This window comes from Sorangium sp. So ce887 (assembly GCF_051521455.1).
Lineage (GTDB): Bacteria > Myxococcota_A > Polyangia > Polyangiales > Polyangiaceae > Sorangium.
Map to the genome: position 1 here is coordinate 11,694,014 of NZ_CP150354.1, position 18,144 is coordinate 11,712,157.

Annotated in this window: 11 protein-coding genes; 6 read left to right on the top strand and 5 right to left on the bottom strand. The window is 73.4% G+C overall.

Translation table 11 applies throughout. From position 1 onward, the window contains the following. Positions 1–18: 18 nt before the first annotated feature. From WMF36_RS43820 to WMF36_RS43830, 3 genes are all read right to left on the bottom strand, one after another. Positions 19–747: a hypothetical protein gene (locus WMF36_RS43820; RefSeq protein ID WP_437576799.1), complete on the bottom strand. Its 729-nt coding sequence runs from the start codon at positions 745–747 to the stop codon at positions 19–21. Continuing rightward, complete coding sequence (locus WMF36_RS43825) at positions 734–1,348, bottom strand: RNA polymerase sigma factor (RefSeq protein WP_437576800.1); 615 nt, start codon at positions 1,346–1,348, stop codon at positions 734–736. Before WMF36_RS43825 ends, WMF36_RS43820 begins: the two co-directional genes overlap by 14 nt. A 218-nt stretch (positions 1,349–1,566) precedes the next feature. Beyond that, the gene (locus WMF36_RS43830) at positions 1,567–2,193 is read right to left on the bottom strand and encodes a TetR/AcrR family transcriptional regulator (protein WP_437576801.1); all 627 of its coding nucleotides are present in this window, start codon (positions 2,191–2,193) and stop codon (positions 1,567–1,569) included. Between the two features lie 127 nt (positions 2,194–2,320). Between WMF36_RS43830 and WMF36_RS43835 the strand changes: the two genes are divergently transcribed. Continuing rightward, positions 2,321–3,208 (top strand): SDR family NAD(P)-dependent oxidoreductase, encoded by an 888-nt coding sequence (locus tag WMF36_RS43835; protein WP_437576802.1) that lies wholly within the window; start codon positions 2,321–2,323, stop codon positions 3,206–3,208. Positions 3,209–3,259: 51 nt separating this feature from the next. Here WMF36_RS43835 and WMF36_RS43840 read toward each other — a convergent pair whose 3' ends face one another. Then, positions 3,260–4,099: a GNAT family N-acetyltransferase gene (locus WMF36_RS43840; protein WP_437576803.1), complete on the bottom strand. Its 840-nt coding sequence runs from the start codon at positions 4,097–4,099 to the stop codon at positions 3,260–3,262. Positions 4,100–4,529: 430 nt separating this feature from the next. Between WMF36_RS43840 and WMF36_RS43845 the strand changes: the two genes are divergently transcribed. Next, on the top strand, positions 4,530–5,186 hold the full coding sequence (locus WMF36_RS43845; protein ID WP_437576804.1) for a DUF2867 domain-containing protein: 657 nt from the start codon (positions 4,530–4,532) through the stop codon (positions 5,184–5,186). A 230-nt stretch (positions 5,187–5,416) separates the two neighbouring features. On the opposite strand, the gene WMF36_RS43850 is transcribed toward WMF36_RS43845, so the two are convergent. After that, positions 5,417–6,760 carry a serpin family protein gene (locus tag WMF36_RS43850; protein WP_437576805.1) on the bottom strand — a complete coding sequence of 448 codons (1,344 nt, stop codon included), beginning with the start codon at positions 6,758–6,760 and terminating at the stop codon, positions 5,417–5,419. A gap of 624 nt (positions 6,761–7,384) precedes the next feature. Between WMF36_RS43850 and WMF36_RS43855 the strand changes: the two genes are divergently transcribed. From WMF36_RS43855 to WMF36_RS43870, 4 genes are all read left to right on the top strand, one after another. Then, a complete protein-coding gene (locus WMF36_RS43855) occupies positions 7,385–8,407 on the top strand; it encodes a hypothetical protein (protein WP_437576806.1) in 1,023 nt (340 codons plus the stop codon). A 48-nt stretch (positions 8,408–8,455) separates the two neighbouring features. Beyond that, the gene (locus WMF36_RS43860) at positions 8,456–9,709 is read left to right on the top strand and encodes a PP2C family protein-serine/threonine phosphatase (protein WP_437576807.1); all 1,254 of its coding nucleotides are present in this window, start codon (positions 8,456–8,458) and stop codon (positions 9,707–9,709) included. Between the two features lie 19 nt (positions 9,710–9,728). Further along, positions 9,729–14,630, top strand: a complete 4,902-nt coding sequence (locus tag WMF36_RS43865; protein ID WP_437576808.1) for an FIST N-terminal domain-containing protein — start codon at positions 9,729–9,731, stop codon at positions 14,628–14,630. A 67-nt stretch (positions 14,631–14,697) separates the two neighbouring features. Further along, a complete protein-coding gene (locus WMF36_RS43870; protein ID WP_437576809.1) occupies positions 14,698–18,123 on the top strand; it encodes a protein kinase domain-containing protein in 3,426 nt (1,141 codons plus the stop codon). The last annotated feature ends 21 nt before the right edge of the window (positions 18,124–18,144 follow it).

Sequence of the window (18,144 nt, forward strand, 5' to 3'; positions counted from 1 at the left end):
CATGTCTGCCTCGTTCGGCTACGGCGGAGGCGCCATCTCCGCCTCCTCCTGCGGTGGGGCCTCCCGCTTCACCCGCACTTTCACCTTCCGCTTCTCTCCGTCTCCCTCGATCTGCACGTCGACCTTCCCCTCGACTCCTTGCGCCGCGAGCTGTTCCATCACCTGCCGCCGCGCCGCCACCACGTCGTCCTTGTCGAGCACGTCCAGATCGAGCAGCTCGTGCCCGAGCTTTGCTCCCAGCGTCCCGCGCACCGTCCCCGCCAGCACGTCCTCCCGGATCTCCGCGCCGGCGAGCGCCGGGAACGCCGCCCGGATCCGCTCGACCACGTCGCCCTCCGGCAGCTCGTCGCCCCACACATCGAGCGTCAGCGTCGCCGCCCCGTCCCCGCGCAGCCCCCGCACCATGACCCGCTCCGTCTTCTCCTCGCCGCGCACGATCGCCAGGATCGCCTCGGGCTCGGGCAGCTCCGCGCCGTCCGCCACCTGGATGCTGATGCTCCGTCCCACGGGCACCTCCACGTCCGCCGGCGCCACGCACGCCGCCGCCCCGCACACCACCGCAGCCGCCGCCACCACCAGCGCCTTGCGCAACCAAAGCCGCTTCATTGGAGCCACCTCCTGCTCGGGGTAGAGCTGGCCGAACCGCGCCATCAGCTCGCCTTCGAGCTCGCGCGCGTGCTCTGGCCCGAGCGGCGCCGGCTCCCCGAACAGCCGGCGCAGCTTTCGTCGCACCTCAAAGTCCAGCATCGGAAACACCCTCTGCGCGGGCCTCACCCGCCTCCTGCTCGGCGCGCGCCTCGAGCCGCGCCTTGAGCTCGCGCAGCGCCCGCGACGCCCGCTGCTTCACCGCGTCCGCCCGGAGCCCGAGCAGCTCCGCGATCTCCTGGTGTTTCAGCCCGTCGCCGTACCGCAGCGCCAGCACCTCCCTCGCCTCCGCCCCGAGCTCCTCCAGCGCCGCCCTGACCGCGCGGAGCTCCTCGCCCCGCACGAGCGCGTCGAGCGGCGTCCCCGCCTCGTCGGCGAGCACGCCCGCGAGATCGTCGATCGGCGCCTCCTGCCGCGCCGACCGCAGGTGGTCGATGACCAGGTTCCTGGCCATGGCCACCACGAACATCCGCGGCGTCCCCTTTCGCCGATCGAACTCTCCCAGCCGCTCCAGCAGCCTGTGGAAGACCCGCGCGACCAGATCCTCCGCGTCCTCCCGCCGGCCCATGCGTCGCGAAACGAAGCGCGCCACCGGGTCGTACAGCTCCAGGTAGAGCGCCCGGAACGCGCGGCGATCGCCGCGCCGGGACGCCTCGATCAGCTCGCAGAGGTGGTCATCACGGGAGGGCCAGAGAAAGCTCATCGCGGGGGCTCACCCTCCTCTACGGCGGAGGCGCCAGAAGGTGACAGGCGAGCGGTCGATTCCTCGGTTGCCCTGGACGACCGCCCGGCGACGGCGCGCCCTTGCGGTCCTCTCGCCCTAACTTGCTGAGCTCCCGCGGGGGCGCTTCAGCGCCGGACGAAGCGGTAGCGCTCGGGCCCACCGTAGATGCACAGCTCGCGCTCCGTCTTGTCCCACGTTCACATGCTGCCTTCTCCGCGGCGCGCCGAGGAGTGCCTGCGATTTGCGGGGCGGGGGCGCGCCGGCTCGGGGCGGAGATAACCGACCACGAGCGAGCACAGCTCCTGCACGAAGGCGTCGCCCTGGAGATACTCGGGGCGTTCGGTCGTCGCGGCATACGCGAGCGCATTGACCGAGTGGACGAGGATGAACACGGCCATGTCGAGGTCGCGCGGGCGAATGTCCGCCGCGCGAGGCGCGAGGAAGGCGCGCACCGCGCGGAAGAGCTTCAGCTCGTGGGAGTCCACGTAGCCGAGCTGGCGCATGCGCGGCAAGAGCTCGTGCAGCGCCTGGTGCAGCCGGGGATCCGCCGCCTTCTCCGCGAGTACCTCGCCGATGAGCGCCCCGAGCGCCACGCGCAGGGGCGCGCCCGCGAGCTCCGCCACCCGGGCCTCGAACCTCGCGAGCGACCTGGCGCGGTGGTGCTCCATGACCGCCATCACCAGCCCCTCCTTGCTCGAGAAGTACTGGTACAGCGAGCCGACGCTGACCCCCGCCTCCTGCGCGATGCGGTTGGTGCTGGCGGCCTCGTAGCCTTCCTTGACGAGAACGCGAGCGGTCGCCGTGAGGATGGCGTCGTAGGTCACCTGGGACCGCGTCTGGCGGGGCTTTCTTCGGCGGGAAAGCGATGCACTCGTCTGCATGAAGGCTCCTTGCGGAAATGTGAGCACAAGGCGAGTTGAGAACGTGAGCGCGAGCTCACATTCTTAGCACATGCGAACTCCTTCCTCACAGCATGAGTCCCGTTTCTCTTCGCCTCGCGCCGCCCGGGCCTCGCGCCCGTTTCCCTACCGGGGCCGCCGCGCGCTCGTCACCGGCGCCTCCTCGGGCATCGGCGAGTCGTTTGCCCGCGAGCTCGCCGCGCGCGGCATGGACCTCGTCCTCGTGGCGCGCTCCGAGGGCAAGCTCCGCGCGCTCGCCTCGGAGCTGGCGAAGCGCCACGGCGTCGGGGTCGAGGTGGTGGCCTCGGACCTCAGCCGGGACGGGGCGGCGCGCGCGCTTCACGCGCAGTGCGAGGAGAAGGGCCTGCACGTGGACCTGCTCGTCAACAACGCCGCGTTTGGCACGCACGGGCCGTTCCACGAGGCCCCTTTCGCCAGACAGCACGAGCAGGTGACGCTCAACGTCACCGCCGTGGTGGACCTGAGTCACCTGTTCCTTCCGGGCATGGTCGAGCGCGGCGAGGGAGGGATCATCAACGTGGCCTCGATCGCCGCTTACCAGCCGTTGCCATACATGGCGACCTATGGAGCGACCAAGGCATTCGTGCTCTCCTTCACGGAGGCGCTGTGGGCCGAGCTCCGCGAGCGCGGGGTGCGCGTCCTCGCCCTGTGCCCGGGCCCGGTGGAGACGGGATTCTTCGACGTGCTGGGGACACGCGAGGTGGCAGTCGGGCCGATGGCCACACCGGAGCAGGTGGTCCTTGCTGGCCTGCGCGGTCTGGAGAAGGGGAGTCCCTCGCTGATCGTGGGTTTGCGGAACTGGGTGCAGTCCAATTTGCCGCGCTTGTTCCCGCGCGAGCTCGCCTTGCGCGTCACCTCGGGGATCATGAAGCCGCGCGCCCCGGCTGTCCTGGCGGCCACCTCCAGAGGACATTCATAACACAGCGGCCTTCCGTAGCTTTCGTGACGCGGGTAGCTCGCGCCCGAGCGCTCAGGCGAAGGACTTGAGGAGCACCGCCTGCGAGTACACGGCCACGAGGCCCGCGCGCTCCAGGTTACGCTGCGAGGTGCTCCCCGCCTCCGTGACCGAGTAGGCGAGATCGCACCCCGCGTCGCGGGCGTACGCGAGGCGGGCGTCGATGACGGCGCGCTGCACGCCCCGGCCGCGGTGGGCCGCGAGCGTGCCGCCCGCGAACAGGAGAGCGATTCGCTCGTGCACGTAGACCGCGCCGACGCCGGCGACGGCGCCGTGGGTTGACGACGCGAAGAAGTACGCCGCCCCGGGGTCGTGGAAGCCCGCCTCGAAGATGTCGGCCCCATCGGGCGGAGGCTCGTCCGGTGTGGCGAAGGCGGAGAGCGAGGCCGCGATCCACGCCGAGGCCTCCTCGCGCGCGGCGCGCCGCACGACCACGCCGCCGCGCGCGGCCGGCTCCGGCGCGTGGACCTCGGCGGCTGGGGCGAGGTGGCGCACGAGCACGGTGTCGAGCGAGTCCAGGCGGAAGCCGCGCTCCCCGAGCCGCGCGAGCAGCGAAGGGTGGGCAAAGGGCGAGACCAGGATGCGCGCCGCGGTGCCGCGCGAGGCGTAGAAGTCCTCGAGGGCCTCGACGTCGCGCGCCTCGACCGGGCCGCTCATGCCGAGGCCGGCCGCGCGCGAGATCCGGGTGTGCGGGGCGACGAACGCGGCGCGGCCGCCCGCGATGACGGCGACGGCGGCGCGCCGCGCCGGGACCCGCGCGGCGACCTCGCGCGCGAGCGCCTCGACCTTCGCGGCCTCGGCGGCCTCGATGCGGGCGGACAGGGCGTGATCAACGAAGACAGGCCGGGGTGTCACGCGGGAAGCGTAGCGCCGGAGACGGCGGCGCGGATGCATCCTGCTGCCCGACGGCTGGGCCAGCTCGTCGCTCGCTGCTCCGACCGCGGCCGACGCCCGCGCGACCTGAACAACGCGAGCCTCGGCCTGCAACGCGGGCGGAGGCCGCCTCGCCGGGCACCCTCCCCGGCCCGCCCGTGCCCGCGCCGGGCCACCGACCCCCATCTCAGGCACGCCATCGAGCTTCCGTTGCTCGCGCGCGTCCCGGGGGGTGTGCCCGAGCAAGCGTGAGGAGGCGCGAGGGGGTCTCCCGCGCGGCGGCGCTGGGCGGCTCGGCCCTGGATTCGCGTGCACCCCGGCCCTACGTCCGCTCCGTCGCCACCGCGGCGCTGCCGGGCGATGCCGCCGGGCGATGACCGGCCGCGTGAGGCGCCGCTCAACGGAGGCTTCCATGCGGCTCTCACCCCAGGAGTTCACCGATCTCGACCTCAAGGTGCACAAGGTCCTTCGCGGCGTTCCGCTGAGCGACGTGTCCGTGGTCGACCTGCCGGGCGGCGGCGCGGCGCGGACGATCGAGGACGTCCGCGCGCTCTTGCGGCCCCTGGAGAGCGGCTCCTCGAGCGCGCTGGTGCGCGCGCTGTTCTGGCTCCGCGGTGCGCTGGGCAAGCTCTTTGACTGGGATCCCGTCGAGGAGGGCCTGCCCGCCGAGTCCTATGTGCACCAGGTGCCCTCCGAGCTGGCGAGCCGGTCGTCCGTGCAGCCCGGCACGCGCGAGGGGCCGTTCCGCGTGCTGTACGTGCTCCAGGGCGAGGCCGTGAGCGAGATCCGCAACGCGACCGTCCACGCGTTCTCCTGCATGGCGATCAGGCCGACGGCCGAGGGGCAGCGCCTGTACTGGGCTGTCTACGTCAAGCCGGTATCGCGGTGGACTTCCGCGTACATGGCGCTGATCGAGCCGTTCCGCCGCTTCATCGTGTACCCGAGCATCCTCCGGCGGTTGCGGGACGCGTGGCGGGCCGCCTACGCCGAGCCGGACGCGGCCGCGGAGCACGGCGGAAGCACGGCCTGGCCGCATCGGCCTGCGCCGCGAGCAGCGCCTCGGGGGTGATGTCTGGCAGGTCGAGACGTACCTCCGCCTCCGCCATCGCGAGCTTCAGATATCGGCGCAACAAGAGCCCCGGCGCGCTTCCTTTGCCGGCCGGAGCTGCCGGTCTTCCGCCTCGCGCAGGGCGGAGGAGCGCCGGAGCGCCCCTCCCGCTACCCCGCGCGGCAGGAAAGGAGCTCGCCGTGCGTCCGCCGTACCGGCGCCCCGGCGCTTCGGGCGCCGAGGCGCGGTGTTCAGCTCGCGCTGGGGTCGGCGATGCGGCCGACGAACAGGAGGCTGCCCGTCGCGTTGTCGCGGATGAGGAACAGGAAGGGATTCACGAGCGCGAGCGACGCCGGCTGGGACGCCGACTCGTCGCCGACGATGACCGCGGTCGCGGCCGCCGCCTCGGTGCCAGCCTCGTTCACGCCGACGAACGCCTTGTGGAGGACGTCCTGGATGTAGGGCTGTCCCGTGGAGTTGATCCCGGTGAAGTCCGCGTCGCCGAACGTGAACGCGATCTCCATCCCCATCGCCTTCAGCGTGTCCTTGAGGCTCAGCTCGTATTCGAATTTGAACCTGGGCATCGTTGTGTCGACCAGGTGCTCGCTCATCGCGCCGACGATGCCGTCGACCTTCGCCGCGTCGAGCGACGCCTCGAACGCGTCGAGCGTTCCCTTCTCGGGCAGGAGGATCACCATCGACAGCTCGTCCCCGTCGTAGGGCATCGCGACCGCCTTGTAGCCGTCGCCCTCGGCGTACGGTATCTCCAGGTTGGCGTGCATCAGGGGCACGGTCACGTCGGTCCCGTCGGCCTTCTCGAACTGGCCGTCCTCCGTCGCGGTGGGCTCGAACGGGGTGCGCCACGCCGCGTTGAAGTAGATGGCGTTCGTCAGGACAAGCACCGTCTCGGGGGTGATCACCTCGACGGGCACCAGCTTTTCGATCTTGCCCTCGGTCCTGTCGCTGACCCAGCCGTTGATGAGATCGGCCGCGTCCTGCGGGTGGTCCAGGAAGTCCACAATGTGCATTCCGGCGCCGTAGTTCAGCCCGAGCGTGTCCAGGAAGGGCGCCTCGAACGGGTAGCCGATCTGCCCCCAGAGCGCGTTCACGACGTTGAGGCGGAAGCCCTCTCCGTCGGCGCCCTGGGCGCCCTGACCGCGACTCTCGAGCTCCTGGTCGATCCAGTTGAACGCCGGGTGGAGCCTGTCCTGCCCGAGGTCGAAGTGCATCGTGTCGGCCATGGCCTCCTCGGTCTCGCCCTTCGCGCCGGCCCACGTCATCGCGAGCGCCGTCGAGATGCTGTAAGGCGAGTAGAAGACGTTGCCCGGCTTCTGGCGGAGCTGCTGGTAGAGGTCGAGCGAGAACGCGGAGTTGCCCGAGACGAGCGCGGCCCTGTCCTCCGCGGGCACATCGGGGGTCGAGATGCGCTGTTTGTCCGAGGCGACCACGCATCCGGGCTTGTCGGCGTCGTGGCACGCCTCGCCCCCTGGGTCGGGGTTCGGGTCCCCGTTCGGGTCGGTTGTCGTCTCGCAACCGAGGATCGCGGCCAGAGACAGGACGAAGGGCGGAGCGCAGGTTCGAAGGGTTCTCAGCATGCCGCTCGCAGAGCATTCGCCGTGCCGCCCCGGCCCCCGCTCGCGGGCTCCTGCGTCTCCGAGACGACACGCGCGCCCGCGTCCGAGCCGCCGCGCACCGCGCGCGCCCGACCCCTGACATCCGGCGAAAGGGCTGGCCCGATCTGGCACAAGATCCCGGCCCGAGCCGGGAGCAGGCGGGCTCGAGCGAGGGTATCCATCGCTCGAAGGAGCGGTCGGCTCCGCTCTCTCATGGTGGGGAGTTGCTGCTCGTCATCCGGCGTTCTCGGGTTTGTCGCTCAGACGAAGGTGCCGTGTTCTTTCATGATGAGATGAGATGAGCGGGGCGACGGCGCTCCAGCTCCAGGCGCCGCGGGCCTCTGGATCCCGGAGGCGAAGCCAGCCGCCGAGGTGGCTGCGAGAGGGCGAGCCCATCGCTCACAGGCCGAAGAACGCCGCCGCTCGCGCGGACGTGTCGAGCTCGCCCGCCGTCCAGCCGAGCAGGCGCGGGAGCCCCGCCGAGGGGGGCCCCTCGCGGGCCGCGGCGGGACGTCATCCGTGGCGCCCCCGGACCGCGAACCGTGATGTAATGGCCGTGCGCACCCCCGGGCAGCGGCTGCCGGGGACCACGCCGCGGTGCCCCCCTTGAGCGACTCTGCCCCGAAAGCGACGATCGCCGTGCTCGAGCGGAACCGCGTCGTCGGCCAGCGGATCGCCCGCGTCATGTCGGCCGCCGCCGGCATGCAGGACGTGCCCGTGGCCGGCGACCCCGCCGAGCTGCGCGCGCGGCTGTCCGAGCGACCCCTGCTGCTCGGCTGCGACGCCGCCGATCTCGACCTCGCGCTCGAGTGGGCGGCCGAGCGCTACCCCAGCATGCAGCTCCTCGTGTGGACCTCCGGCAGCACCGACGCGCTCCTCCACGCCGCCCTCAAGGAGCCGCGGCTCTCCAGCATCGTCGGCTGGCCGAGCTTCGCCTCGATGCCCCGGCCCTGGGAGATCGCGCTCGCCGTCCGCCGCATCGTCAAGCCGCTCGCGCTCCCGCCCCGCCTGTCCGACCTGCTCTCCTGGGGCGCCACCATCGTGAAATGGCGCCCCCGCACGAGCGAGGACCGGGACCGCACCGTCACGGAGGTCGCGCACTGGGCCGAGCGCGCCGGCGCCCCCGCGCGCGTCGCCGAGCGGTTCGCCGCGCTCGCCCACGAGCTGCTCATGAACGCCATGTACGACGCTCCCGTCGATGGCCGCGGGCGCCCGCGCTACACCCACGACCGGCGGTGCGACCTCGTGCTCGAGGAGAACGAGATCCCCACGCTGCGGCTCGGCACCGACGGCGCCCACATCGCCCTCCAGGCCCACGATCCGTTCGGCGGCCTGCGGCGACACCACGTCTTCGAGGGCATCACGCGCGGCCTCAGCGCCCGCGGCGCGGACTCCACCCGCGCCTCCGTGCTCGACACCTCGCGCGGCGGCGCCGGCCTCGGCATGCTCAAGATCTACTCGGCCGGCGCGGTGCTGGTCATCGACGTCTCGCCCACCGCCTCGACCCTGGTCACCTCGTTCTGGGACCTCGACGTGAACCCGCGCGAGTTCCGCTCCCTCCCCGCATCCATCCACTTCTTCGAGCGCTCCGCGCCGGCGATGGAGACGCTGGAGCGGCCCGAGTGGTAGCGCGCAGGCTCGCCGCGCGCCCAGCGCAGCCCGGCCGAGAGGGACGCCATGGCTGAGATCGATCCGCTCCTCGCACGGCAGCTCAGGCGTCTCGGTCTGGAGGACCTCAGCGAGCCGCCCGACAGGGAGACCTGGAACAAGGTCGTCTCGCGCATCAGCGAGCATTACCGCCACGTCGCCGACGACAGGAGCCTGCTCACCCGCTCGCTCGACCTGTCGACGAACGAGATGGGCGCGCTCCACCGCAAGCTGCTCGCCGAGCGGGACCGCCTCCGCAGCGTCGTCGTCGCCATCGGGGACGCGCTGACCATCTTCCACGACGCCGCCAGCTCGCAGGTCGAGCCGGCGCGGCCCCTCGACGTCGACTCGACAATCTCCATGGCCAAGCGGCGCTTCGCGACAAAGCTCAGCGATCTGCTCTCCCTGAGCGGCGCGGCGCCGGGCAGCGAGGCCGAGGGCGCCGCCCCGGCGAGCGAGGCGGACGAGGCGATCCACGAGGTCCGCGTCCAGCTCGTCGCGCTCGGGGACCGGCTCGTGCAGCTGCTCCACGAGACCGCCGAGCGGGCGTCGCTGAAGAAGCAGCTCGAGGTCGCGCGCGCCGTCCAGCAGATGCTCGTGCCGAGCGACGACGTCATCGAGCGGCGCTCGCTGCGGCTCGCCGGCCACTTCCAGCCCGCGGCGGAGTGCGGCGGCGACTGGTGGACCTTCCACGACCTGCCGGACGGCAAGCTGCTCACGGTCATCGGCGACGTGACCGGGCACGGCATCTCCTCCGCGATCATCACGGGGGCGGCGAAGGCCGCGTGCGACATCGCGCGCACGTTCGTGCGGGAGGAGCTCGGCGTCGCGCAGCTGCTCCGGCTCATGAACTGCTCGATCTTCGAGGCGGGGAAGCAGAAGTTCCTGATGACCTGCGCGGCGTGCATCTTCGATCCGGAGGCCCGCTCGCTCTCCCTCGCGAACGCGGGCCACCCGTTCCCGTACCTCGTCAGGAACAACACCCTCCGCCAGCTCGCCGCGCAGGGCTCGCCGCTCGGGGCAGCGCGCTCGGCCGAGTACACGGCGAGCACCGTGCAGCTGGAGGGCGGCGATGCCCTCCTCTGGTTCACCGACGGCGTGACCGAGTGCGAGAACGCGTCGAGCGAGCAGTTCACCGAGAAGCGGCTGCGCGCGCTCTTCCAGAGCGTCGCGACGTACGCGCCCGAGGAGGCGAGGGACGCGATCGTCGGGGCGGTCTCGCGGTTCCGCGGCGAGCGCGCGCTCGACGACGACATGACGCTCGTCGTGGCCCGCGTGCTGTAGCCTCAGGGGGACGAGCCCCATGATCCTCGAGACGTTCCATTACGATCGAGACACGAAGAAGTGGTCGGTTCGGGTGCTGCCCGTGCTCGACAGCGATCGGACGCTGGTGCTTGTGTTCGGCGCGCCGGAGTTCCTGGACGACCCGGGGGCGATCCGTGAGCTGAGGCGGGCGTACCCGAGATCGCACATGGTGGGGTGCTCGAGCGCGGGGGAGATCGCGGGCACGTCGGTGCGCGACGGGACCTTGTCGGTGGCGGTGGCGCGGTTCGAGCGGACGGCGCTGTCGGCGGCGCAGGTGGAGGTGGCGAGCGCGTCGGGGTCGTTCGCGGCAGGGCAGGCGCTTGCGCGGAAGCTGGACCGGCCGGGGCTGCGCGGGGTGCTCGTGCTGTCGGAGGGGCTGGGGGTGAACGGCAGCCAGCTCGTGGCGGGGATGAACGCGGTGCTGCCGGAGTCGGTGGTGGTGACCGGGGGGCTGTCCGGGGACGGGACGCGGTTTCAGCGGACGTGGGTGTGCATCGGGGACACGGTGCGGAGCGGGCTCGTGGCGGCGGTGGGCTTGTACGGCGAGCACGTGGTGATCCAGCACGGGTCCAAGGGGGGCTGGGACAAGTTCGGTCCGGAGCGGGTGGTGACGCGCTCTGCGGGGAATGTGCTGTACGAGGTGGACGGCCGGCCGGCGCTGTCGCTGTACAAGGAGTACCTCGGGGACAAGGCGGCGGAGCTGCCGGCGTCGGCGCTGCTGTTCCCGCTGTCGCTGCGCGCGACGGCGCGGGACGAGAAGTTCCTCGTGCGCACGGTGCTGGCGGTGGACCACGAGCAGCAGTCGATGACGTTCGCGGGGGACGTGCCGGAAGGCCACCTCGTGCAGCTGATGAAGGCGGACTTCGAGCGGCTGATCGGGGGCGCGGAGCAGGCGGCGCGGGCGGCGAGCGAGGCGGGTCGAGCGGCGAGCGAGGCGGGGCGAGCGGCGGGGGGCAGGGCGGGAGCGGGAGAGAGCGCGCTGGCGATCGCGATCAGCTGCGTGGGTCGGCGGATCGTGCTGGGCGACCGGACCGAGGAGGAGGTCGAGGCGGTGCTGGGTGTGCTGCCGCGGGGCACGCAGGTGACGGGGTTCTACTCGTACGGGGAGATCTCGCCCTACGCCGCCGGCCACTGCGATCTGCACAACCAGACGATGACCCTCACCGTCCTCTCCGAGGCGCCCACCTCGCAGCTCGTCCGGGGCGAAGGCCCGCGGGAGCGAAGGCCGCGCCCTCCGACGGGGACGCCGGCCGTGGCCGCCCGCGTCGTCGCGCAGCCGGCGGGCGGGATGGCGGAGTTCGAGGAGCTCGAGGTCGCGTCCGACACCCACTTCGACCCGCTGTCGTTCGCGTCGCCAGCGTCGGGCGCGGCGCTCGGGATGCGGCTCGAGACGTTCTCGTTCTCGCGCGAGACGGGCAAGTGGTCGGTGCGGGCGCTGCCCGCGCTCGACAGCGACCGGACGCTGGTGCTGGTGTTCGGCGCGCCGGAGTTCCTGGACGACCCGGGGGCGATCCGTGAGCTGAGGCGGGCGTACCCGAGATCGCACATGGTGGGGTGCTCGAGCGCGGGGGAGATCGCGGGCACGTCGGTGCGCGACGGGACCTTGTCGGTGGCGGTGGCGCGGTTCGAGCGGACGGCGCTGTCGGCGGCGCAGGTGGAGGTGGCGAGCGCGTCGGGGTCGTTCGCGGCAGGGCAGGCGCTTGCGCGGAAGCTGGACCGGCCGGGGCTGCGCGGGGTGCTCGTGCTGTCGGAGGGGCTGGGGGTGAACGGCAGCCAGCTCGTGGCGGGGATGAACGCGGTGCTGCCGGAGTCGGTGGTGGTGACCGGGGGGCTGTCCGGGGACGGGACGCGGTTTCAGCGGACGTGGGTGTGCATCGGGGACACGGTGCGGAGCGGGCTCGTGGCGGCGGTGGGCTTGTACGGCGAGCACGTGGTGATCCAGCACGGGTCCAAGGGGGGCTGGGACAAGTTCGGTCCGGAGCGGGTGGTGACGCGCTCCGCGGGGAACGTGCTGTACGAGGTGGACGGCCGGCCGGCGCTGTCGCTGTACAAGGAGTACCTCGGGGACAAGGCGGCGGAGCTGCCGGCGTCGGCGCTGCTGTTCCCGCTGTCGCTGCGCGCGACGGCGCGGGACGAGAAGTTCCTCGTGCGCACGGTGCTGGCGGTGGATCACGAGCAGCAGTCGATGACGTTCGCGGGGGACGTGCCGGAAGGCCACCTCGTGCAGCTGATGAAGGCGGACTTCGAGCGGCTGATCGGGGGGGCAGAGCAGGCGGCGCGGGCGGCGAGCGAGGCGGGTCGAGCGGCGCCGGCGGTGGCGGGCGAGAGCGCGCTGGCGATCGCGATCAGCTGCGTGGGTCGGCGGATCGTGCTGGGCGACCGGACCGAGGAGGAGGTCGAGGCGGTGCTGGGCGTGCTGCCGCGGGGCACGCAGGTGACGGGGTTCTACTCGTACGGGGAGATCTCGCCCTACGCCGCCGGCCACTGCGACCTGCACAACCAGACCATGACCCTCACCGTCCTCTCCGAGGCGCTCTCCCCGCTGCCGAGGAGCGACCGCGCCGCGCCGGGGACGCTGCGCGCGGCGCACGACGGCGGCGAAGAGGCGCGGCCGGCCGTCGAGGAGGCGTGGCCGGCCGTCGAGGAGGTGCGGCCGACCATCCGCGTGGCGCCGAACGGCCACCGGGCGTCGCGCCCGCTGATCCCCGCGCCCCCCGCGCCCCCCTCGGGGCCGATCTCGTCGGCGCGCATGCCCACCACCGTGGACCGGCCGTCGCTGTCCGCCTGGTCGCAGCGCGTCGCGCCGACGCGGTGCGTGCCGCCCGCCGGCACCTCCGGCCGCCTCGACAGCCTCGTGTTCGACCGGCGCAGGATCGGCGAGGTCCTCGTCGTCCGGCTCGCCGGGCGCATGACCGAGGCGTTCAAGGGAGCGGCGCTCGCCCGGGAGCTCGACGGCAAGGTCCTGCTCGATCTCGCCGGCGTCGAGCGGATCACGTCGTTCGGCGTCCGCGAGTGGCTCCAGATGATCCAGGCGGCCCAGCCCCGCCTCCGCGCCCTCTACCTCGCGCGCTGCTCCGAGCCGGTCGTCAACCAGCTCAGCATGATCCGGCGGTTCGCCGGGAACGGGCAGGTCGTCTCGTTCTACGCGCCCTACTGCTGCGAGTCGTGCGGCACCCAGTTCGAGCGGCTCGTCGACTGCGCCCACGACGCGGCCTCGCTCACCGAGGGCAAGCCGCCCGAGGCGGCGTGCCCGCGCTGCCGCGGCGCCGGCGCCTTCGACGACGACGCCGAGACCTACTTCGGGTTCGTCGCCCAGCACGGCACCGGCGCCATCCCGCCGGACGTGCGGGAGGTCCTCCTCGAGCTCGAGAAGGGCGACGAGCCGTCGGGCGGCGACGCGGTGGAGAAGTCGGTCGAGGGGCGCGTCACGCGGCTCAAGGTGGGGAGCAAGCTGACCGCCTCGCTCCGCTGGAGCCGCATCATCGACGGCCTCGAGGGCCAGGTCGTCTTCGACCTGAGCGGCGTCCCCGGGGTCACCGCCGACGGCGCGGCGCGCTTCGAGTCGGCGCTCCACAAGCTCGAGGGCGCCGTCGAGGCGGTCCGCATCGAGGGCTGTCCCCCGCTGCTGGCCGAGCGCGTGGCGAGCCCCTCCTGGCCGCAGCTCGCGCGGATCGAGTCCGCGGTCGTCGAGGGCCGCTGCGCGTCCTGCGGCGCGGTCCGGACGGCGCTCGTCGAGGTCGACAAGCACGCGGACCTGCTCCGCGGCGGCCAGGATCCGCGCGTCACCTGCAAGCGTTGCAACACGCAGCTCGCCTTCGACGGCTCCCGCTCGCTGCTCGCCCTGCTCGCCGCCCACGCGGCGCGCCCGCCCTCGGCCCCGCCGCCGGCCCTGCCTCCGTCGAGCGCCTCGCCGCAGCCGGGCGCTCACAGCGCGGCGGCGCCGCAGCCCGGCGCGGGCGCCAGCGCGGCGTTCGTCGCGCTGCTCGTCGGGGTGGCGCTCGTGGCCGCCGGCTTCGCGGTCTGGCGCACCGGGGCGCGCGCGTCCCTCGCGGGCGCCGCGGCGCCGGCGGGGCCCACCGCAGCGCCCGCGGCCTCGGCGGCGCCCGCGGTCCCGCCGGCGCCCGCGATGGCCACGCGCGCGCCGGCGCCCTCCGCGAGCGGCCGGGCGCGGGCGGGCTGGTCTGTCATCGACGATCTCCCGCCCGCGTGGGTGGAGCGGCCGTTCGTCATCGAGGGCGACAGCGTCCTCGTCGTCGGCCGCGGCGGCCCCGCGGCCAGCGACGCGGACGCGCTCGCGGCGGCGCGCAGCAGCGCGATCGAGCGCCTCACGTCCGGCCTCGCCGCCGAGCTCGCGAGCTCACCCCTTGTCGAGCTTGTGGCCATGCACCCGCCGGCCGAGACCCGGCCCGAGCAGCGCGCGGAGGTCGTCGAGCGCATCGCCCGGCGCTTCCTTGCCCAGGTCGGGTCGTTCGCGACGCCCGAGCGCGTCGACGCCGTCGTGCGGCGGGAAGGCGGCCGCGTCCTCGCGTTCGCGCGCTACAGGCTGCCGCGGCGGAGCTTCGACGCGGCCGCGGAGAGCTACCGCCAGACGGCCACGTTTCAGGGGCTCACCGTGGCGCGCTTCTTCCCCCAGCTCGAGGCGAGCGCGCGCACCTCCGGCGAGCTCGTCGTCGTCGCGGCTCCGCGCCCGCAGCGCGGCGCCGAGCCGGGGATCGCCGCGGGGGACATCGTGCTCGCGGTCGACGAGCGCCCGGTCCACTCGGTCGAGGCGTTCGGGAAGGCCGCGGCGGACGCGTGGGCGCGCACCCCGGCCGATGGTACGATGGCCCTCCAGATCGAGTCGCGCGGTGAGCGCCGCACTGTCCGCTTCGCGAAGTCCCAGGCCGAAGGCCCTCGATGAGCACCATGATCGCCTGCCGCGCTCCTTCCGAAGTGACGCTGCCGGCCCGCACGGCGGAGGCGAGCGCATGAGCGAGCGCCACGCCGCCGGCCCCCTGAGCGCCGCGTCGCGCCGCCCCGTCGCGCTCGGCAGGTACCGCCTGCTGAAGAAGATCGGCATGGGCGGGATGGCCGAGATCTGGGTGGCCTCCGTCGCGGGCATCTCGGGCGTGAGGAAGATCTGCGTCGTCAAACGGATCCTCCCGCACCTCATCGACAGCCCCGAGTTCGTGCGGATGTTCCTCGATGAGGCCCGCATCGCCGCCACCCTGGACCACCCCAACCTGGTCCAGATGTACGACATCGAGGAGGTCGACGGCGTCCCGGTGATCGCCATGGAGTACCTCCACGGCGAGGACCTCCGGACGGTCAAGAAGTCGCTCCGGTCGGCGAACCGGCGGATGCCGTTCGAGCACGCGATCACCATCGCGGCCGGCGTCGCGGCCGGGCTCCACTACGCGCACGAGAAGGTCGGCTTCGACGGCAGGCCGCTCGACATCGTCCACCGCGACGTGTCCCCGCACAACGTGTTCGTCACGTACGACGGGGCCGTGAAGATCCTCGACTTCGGGATCGCCAAGGCGACGAACCGCGTCAACGAGACGCGCGACGGCGCGCTCAAGGGCAAGGTCCCGTACATGTCGCCCGAGCAGTGCACGAGCGAGCAGCTCGATCGCCGGAGCGACATCTACTCGGTCGGCATCCTGCTCTACGAGCTGTCGACGGGCAGCCGGCTGTTCCGGCGCGGCGTCACCGAGTTCGAGCTGATGCGGGCGATCGTCGAGGACCCGGTGCTGCCGCCGATCCAGGTGTGCAGCGACTACCCGCCGGAGCTCCAGCGGATCGTGCTCAAGTGCCTGGAGCGGGACCGGGAGAAGCGGTACGCGACCGCGCGGGACCTCCAGATCGACCTCGAGGCCTTCGCCCGGGAGGAGCGGCTCGCCACCTCGTCGCTGGCCCTGTCGTCGTTCATGGCGGAGCTGTTCGGCCAGCGGGTGGAGGCGTGGCGGGGCGCGCTCTCCTCGGAGGCGGACCTCCTCTCGCACATCGTCCAGAAGCAGGAGTCGATCCAGAACGACGACTCGTTCGCGGGCGAGCTGGACGTCGTGGCCGCGGCGCCGCAGGGCGCGCTCAGCACCGAGCGCCCCGGCGGGGTCGCCACGAAGCTGTCGGCGCCGCTCTTCGCGGCGCCGCGGCTCGGGTCCGCGCAGGACCTGGATCCGCCGCCGCGCTCGAGGAGGCACCCGTCGCCGTCGCTCGTGGACGCCGTCTCCGGGGCCGAGCCCGAGGGGGCGCACGGGCCCCGGGCCCTCACGGTGACCAAGCGCCGGCTGGGCAGCCTGCTGATCGTCTCGCTGTCGGGGCGGATGACCGAGGAGCTCCAGGGGCTCGCCGTCGCGCGGGGCATCTCCGGCCGGGTGCTCTTCGATCTCGGCGGGGTGCAGCGGGTCACGTCGTTCGGCGTGCGCGAGTGGATGGCGATGCTGGCCGAGGTCTCGCTGAACGCGTCCGAGGTCTACATCGGCCGCTGTACCGAGCCGATCGTCAATCAGGTCAGCATGATCCGCCGCTTCTTCGGCGACGGGCGCGTCGTGTCCTTCTACGGCCCGTACCGGTGCGAGCGCTGCGGCGCCACGTTCGAGCGGCTGTTCGACTGCGACAGGGACGCGCACCTCGTCAGGACGCACGAGCCGCCCGCGAGCCCCTGCCCGCGCTGCGGCGGGGCGGCGGTGTTCGACGACGACGCCGAGAGCTACTTCGCGTTCGCGGTCAGCCACGCGGGGATCCAGCTGCCCGAGGACGTGCGGGTCGCGCTCGACGAGCTCGCGCGGCTCGACGCCGGGACGCACGAGGCGATCGAGAAGACGGTGGACGAGCGCGGGACGCGCATCCGCGTGCGCGGAAAGCTCGACGCGCATGTCCGGTGGAAGCGCGCGCTCGACGGGATCGAGGGGGATCTGGTCCTCGATCTCACCGGGGGGACGGGGGTGACGCCCGAGGGGGCGCGGGCGCTCGAGCTGTCGCTCCGCGCGCTGGGCGACGAGGTGACGTCGATCCAGATCGAGGGCTGTCCTGTCGCGCTGCTCGACCACCTCGCCTCGGCGACGCCCCCGCTGCGGGCGGTCGTGGCCTCGGCGCTCGTCGACGGCGTCTGCGAGCGGTGCAACGCGCCCCGGCAGACGCTGCTCGACGTGAGGGAGGCCGCCCAGGCCGCGCTCGAGGACCGGGAGCCGTACATGCCGTGCAAGCGGTGCAACGCGCCGCTCTCGTTCCTGCCGCTCCGGCCGGCGCTGAAGCGGCTAGGCGCCGCGCTGGAGCCGCCGCACGCGCCCTCCAGGACGCCCGCGCCGGCGGCGGCGGCGATGCGCTCGGCCGCGGGGACGGCGCTGACGGCGGGGGCGGCGGGGGCGCCCGGGGCAGAGGCAGCGGGGGCGCCGGCGGCAGGCGCGGCGGGGGCGCCGGGGGCGCGCGCGCCGGCCTCGGGGGCGGCGGTGGCAGCGGGGGCGCCGGCGTCGAGGGGGCCGGCTTCAGGGGCCGCGGGGGCGCCGGCGTCCGGGGTGGCGACGGCGCGGAGGCGGGCGCGGGCCGCGATCGTCTCCGCGGCCGGCGGCCCCGGCGCGCGGTGGGCGTTCGCGGCGGTCGGGGCGGCGGCGGCGCTGCTGATCCTCAGCGTGGGCTTCGCGTACCTCGGCTGGGGCCGCCCGCGCCCCGCCGCCGGGGCGGGTACGGCGCCCGCGGCGAGCGCGGGGTGGCGCACGGCGCCGCCGGCCGACGAGATGCCTCCCTGGATGCAGCAGCCGTTCGCCGCCGAGGGCGACGCGATCTTCGTGGTCGGCGAGGGCGCCGGCGAGACCCGGGAGGCGGCGCTGTCGGCCGCGCGCGCCGACGCGATCTCGCGGCTCGCGAGCAACGTCGTGCCCGCGCTCGCGGGGTCGCAGGCGTATGGCTTCCTCCAGGCGCGCGGCGGCGGCGCGCGGCGGGCCGGCATGGCGGAGGCCGAGGCGAGCCGATACCTGAAGCAGGTCGGCGCGTTCGCCACCCCCGAGCGCGTCGACGCGCGCTTCCAGGAGCGCGACGGCGCCGTGATGGCCGTCGCGCGCTACCGCATGCGCAAGGAGAGCTTCGACGCGGCCGTGCAGAGCTACCGGCGCACCGTGAGCGCGTTCGGGCTGACGGCGGCGCCCATCTTCCCCCTGCTCGAAGGCGAGCTGAAGACGAGCGGCGACGCCGTGGTGGTGGCCGTGGACGACAGCAGCCCCGCCGCCTCCGCCGGCGTCCGCGTCGGCGACGTGGTGGTCGCCGTCAACGACCGGCCGCTCGCCAGCTTTGATGCATTGCGTTATGGGCTGCTGAACGCGCAGGAGAACGCCGCGGTCGAGCTCACGGTCGAGTCGGGCGGCGCGCGGCGGACGATTGCGATGAAGAGGGCGAGCGGGGGGCAGGGAGGCGGCTGAGCCGGCCATTGCGGCAGGGTG